Raw genomic sequence first — 3370 nt, 5'->3', positions numbered from 1 at the left:
CCCAACCAAATGATAGTCAATAATAAACAAACTTGGGGAAGCCCCTATCATTTTACCCAAAATGGAAAAACGGATTGTGCGCTTATAGGTTATAATGATATTGATAGCTCAATTGTCGATTACAACCGAGGAGATAAAGGGTGGAATAAGCCAGGCACAGAATATAGAGATCATCTTTGTGGTGGAGGATACGATCATAACGTTTTTGATCCTATCAATGGATTTTATGCCTCTGCCAATCCAAAATTTCCAACAACCGGATTTCCGGGAGCGCAGTTTCAATTAATTATGACAGGAGCACAAACAGATTGGGACTATTCTATTAATGCTACCCCTGTAAATAGTGTGACTGTAGATAAATATGGCATGGTTGTACTTAATAGTAAACCTACTGGCTCAGTGACTATATCAGCAAAATTTAAGCCTGATCCCAATATAGTAAAAACTTACACATTTAATCCAACCAAAACTTGGGTTATACCACAAGGAGATGTTCTTCATACTTATGAGCAAGCAAAAATCGCTTGTGGAGGTGAAAAAAACATACCAACTAGAGCCGAAATGTCTAATTCGCCTAATGCATCAGAAACATGGTTAGAAGACCCTTTGCAATGGGATCTTTTTACACGCGCAATTAATCAAGGATTACTAAGTGAATGGGGAATGGCAAATGATATTAACTATCCAAACTCAACTTGGTCCCACCATTATTACTGGTTTTTTTCATCTGATGAATTTCCACTGACAGAACAATATCCAGAATATTTTAACAAATATGCTATTGATGCTTGGATAGGACAAATTCAAGTATGGGGAAAAGAACAGTTATTACATGCTGTATGCAAAGCGTAATGGCCTCAATTCAAGTGAAAAATAGTTTTGGTTGTAATAACGGTAATATCGATTTTAGTTTAAAAATCAGTAATTTTTATTAATTAAAAAGGACATTTTATAAAACATGCCAACAATTCTTGAAATTTTACTTGCTTGTTGGCTTGTCTTTCGCTAATATTTCGCACCAATGGATTCTGTTGTAGAACATATAAAATTGACAGGTTGAAATGTACGAATTTTTGATTGTGAGTTATTTGATTATCGCTTTAGCGATTATCGCTTTAGTTTTGATTCAACGAGGCAAAGGGGCTGATATGGGTTCTTCTTTTGGCTCAGGTGCGTCAGCAACTTTGTTTGGTTCTTCCGGTAGTGGAAATTTTTTAACTCGCGCTACAACTTTGTTAGGTATTTTGTTTTTTATCATAAGCATTTTACTATCGAATTTGGGTAGCAAACCGCACGTAACTAGAACTGGCGAGTTTGATAGCCTTGAAGATAGTATACCAACAACAACGCAACAAAACGAAAGCAAAACGGAACAAATAACCGCCCCAGTTGCTCAACCAACACAACAGAATTCAACATCGGATATTCCTGAATAAAAACGGCGCCGTGGTGGTGAAATTGGTAGACACGCTATCTTGAGGGGGTAGTGCTCTAAGAGCATGCGGGTTCAAGTCCCGCCCACGGCACCAAATCAATAAACAGCAACATTCTTTTAAACCCTACAAAGCACATCAAACCCAGTAATAAAAAGCCTTAAAGTCTATTTTATTGCCCATTAAGTATCAGTAAGGTACATTTACAACCAAAATTTTTAGGTATATGCCTAGGTATAAGAAGATAATATACCTATATATCGTATACCTAAAATAATTATGGCTAGAAAAGCACATCCATTAACAGACCACCTAAATAAAAACCGCCAAGCAAAGAGGGAAAGATTATTCGTTATTTGATGATGGTGGTATGTATCTCTTGGTTAAATCGAATAATTCTAAAATATGGTGTTTTAAGTATATGCGTCCGTATATCAAAAAAGGCGCATTAATTAGCTTTGGTAGTTATCCAGAAGTTTCATTATGACACGCTAGAAAGCAAATAGATGAATTACGCATCAATAACATATCAATGCAAATCAGTCAAAGCCAACAAAATCTTTGCATATAAACAGATTTTAGATATTGATTATTGAAACTATGCAATAAACAAGCACTGTAAGAAAGCAGAAAAGAATCTAAAATACAAGAATATAAATTTAATTATAATGAATAAATCGGTAGTTAATGCAGGTGTATCATTATAAAAAATAGTATAAATAATTTATATCTATTCTATTTGCGAACAAATTCTTTAACTTATGAAATAAAATTTATTTTGAAAAAAATTCATTCACACTATTTCAAACTAATAAACAGTGTTAGGTTTAAAACTCCATCATTTATCTCACCTGTTATCTACAGACCCTATTTACTGAATAAATAAAATAAGTTATTGTTTTAACATAAGTTGAAAGTAACAAGAATGTGTGATAACGTGCCTATTAATTAGCAAGGTTATAACGGGCTTGATGCGAGCCATATTTACTGAATAGGTGATACTTCTAATATCAATAAGCCAGCTGTAATATATGCTCAATTCTATATATTTATTCAAACCCGTTTCATATTGGCTTGCTTTTATCATATCTTCACAATGAAATATAAAGAAATATTAATTATCTAAATTATAGAAATTTAATTACAACAAAGAGACAATAATATGTTTTTCTTATTTTTTATTTTGGTCATTGCTGTTTTAGTTTGGCTATTTTTTGCATACAATAAGCTTAGGAGCTTAGCTGAAAATGTAAAACAAAAACAATCAAATATTTATGTAACGATAAAGAAAAGGCACGATATAGCACAAAGATTGTCTGATATCGCGTCTAGTTATGGCGATCATGAAAAGTTAACTCACTTTACCGTGACTGAGAGTAATAATATTGCTACCGCAAATAATGTTGCATCTGAAGCATCTCGAGTTATCGGTAATGTTCAAATGCTAGCAAATCGTTTTCCTGATTTAAAAGCAAACTCGACTTATCAGCAATTAATGGTGCAACTTGATGAGATTGAAAACACGATTTTAAAAAGAAGAGAAGATTATAATGCGGCAGTTCAGATCTATAATTCAACTCGTGGTAGTATTCCTCATTTATTCTATGCAAGTAAATTGGGGTTTGTTGAAGCAACCTATTTTGAAGTCGATGAAAATGGTATAGAACAACTTGCTTCATTTAAAACCGATGATGGAAAAATTCTTAGAGATACCATGGGAAGAATGGCCTCGGTAGCAACTGAAAATGTCAAAAAAATAAAAGCGAAAAGAGATAATAATACTGAAGAAGTCGAGCCGTAAAATTAACAAAGATCTAGTGATAACATTGGCGCTTTTTTGGTTTGGTTGGAAGAAGGTGTATTTTTATCACTTATCATTAAAAATTCGCCGACAATGTCGGCGAAAAAATAAGTAAATATAATTAAAAATTATTACG

General features: G+C 33.2%; 3 protein-coding genes, 1 tRNA gene and 1 pseudogene. All 5 read left to right on the top strand.

All coding sequences use genetic code 11. The annotated features are described in order from the left end of the window. Positions 1 to 852 (top strand): annotated as a pseudogene (locus tag A9G30_RS12950) (hypothetical protein); the annotation flags it as partial. A 209-nt stretch (positions 853 to 1061) separates the two neighbouring features. Further along, positions 1062 to 1436, top strand: coding sequence for a preprotein translocase subunit SecG (gene secG / locus A9G30_RS06395; RefSeq protein WP_065588409.1), 375 nt, complete (start codon positions 1062 to 1064; stop codon positions 1434 to 1436). 7 nt (positions 1437 to 1443) lie between these two features. Beyond that, positions 1444 to 1529 (top strand) — tRNA-Leu (locus A9G30_RS06390). A 220-nt stretch (positions 1530 to 1749) separates the two neighbouring features. Further along, positions 1750 to 1920 (top strand): integrase arm-type DNA-binding domain-containing protein, encoded by a 171-nt coding sequence (locus A9G30_RS13615; RefSeq protein WP_442903247.1) that lies wholly within the window; start codon positions 1750 to 1752, stop codon positions 1918 to 1920. 675 nt (positions 1921 to 2595) lie between these two features. Next, positions 2596 to 3234 (top strand): LemA family protein, encoded by a 639-nt coding sequence (locus A9G30_RS06385; protein ID WP_065582493.1) that lies wholly within the window; start codon positions 2596 to 2598, stop codon positions 3232 to 3234. Positions 3235 to 3370 lie beyond the last annotated feature (136 nt).

The sequence above is a fragment of the Gilliamella sp. Fer4-1 genome, from assembly GCF_001690515.1.
GTDB classification, from domain to species: Bacteria; Pseudomonadota; Gammaproteobacteria; order Enterobacterales; family Orbaceae; genus Gilliamella; species Gilliamella apicola_C.
The sequence above is the reverse complement of the archived record's forward strand: the minus strand, read 5'-3'. Positions and strand labels throughout refer to the sequence as shown.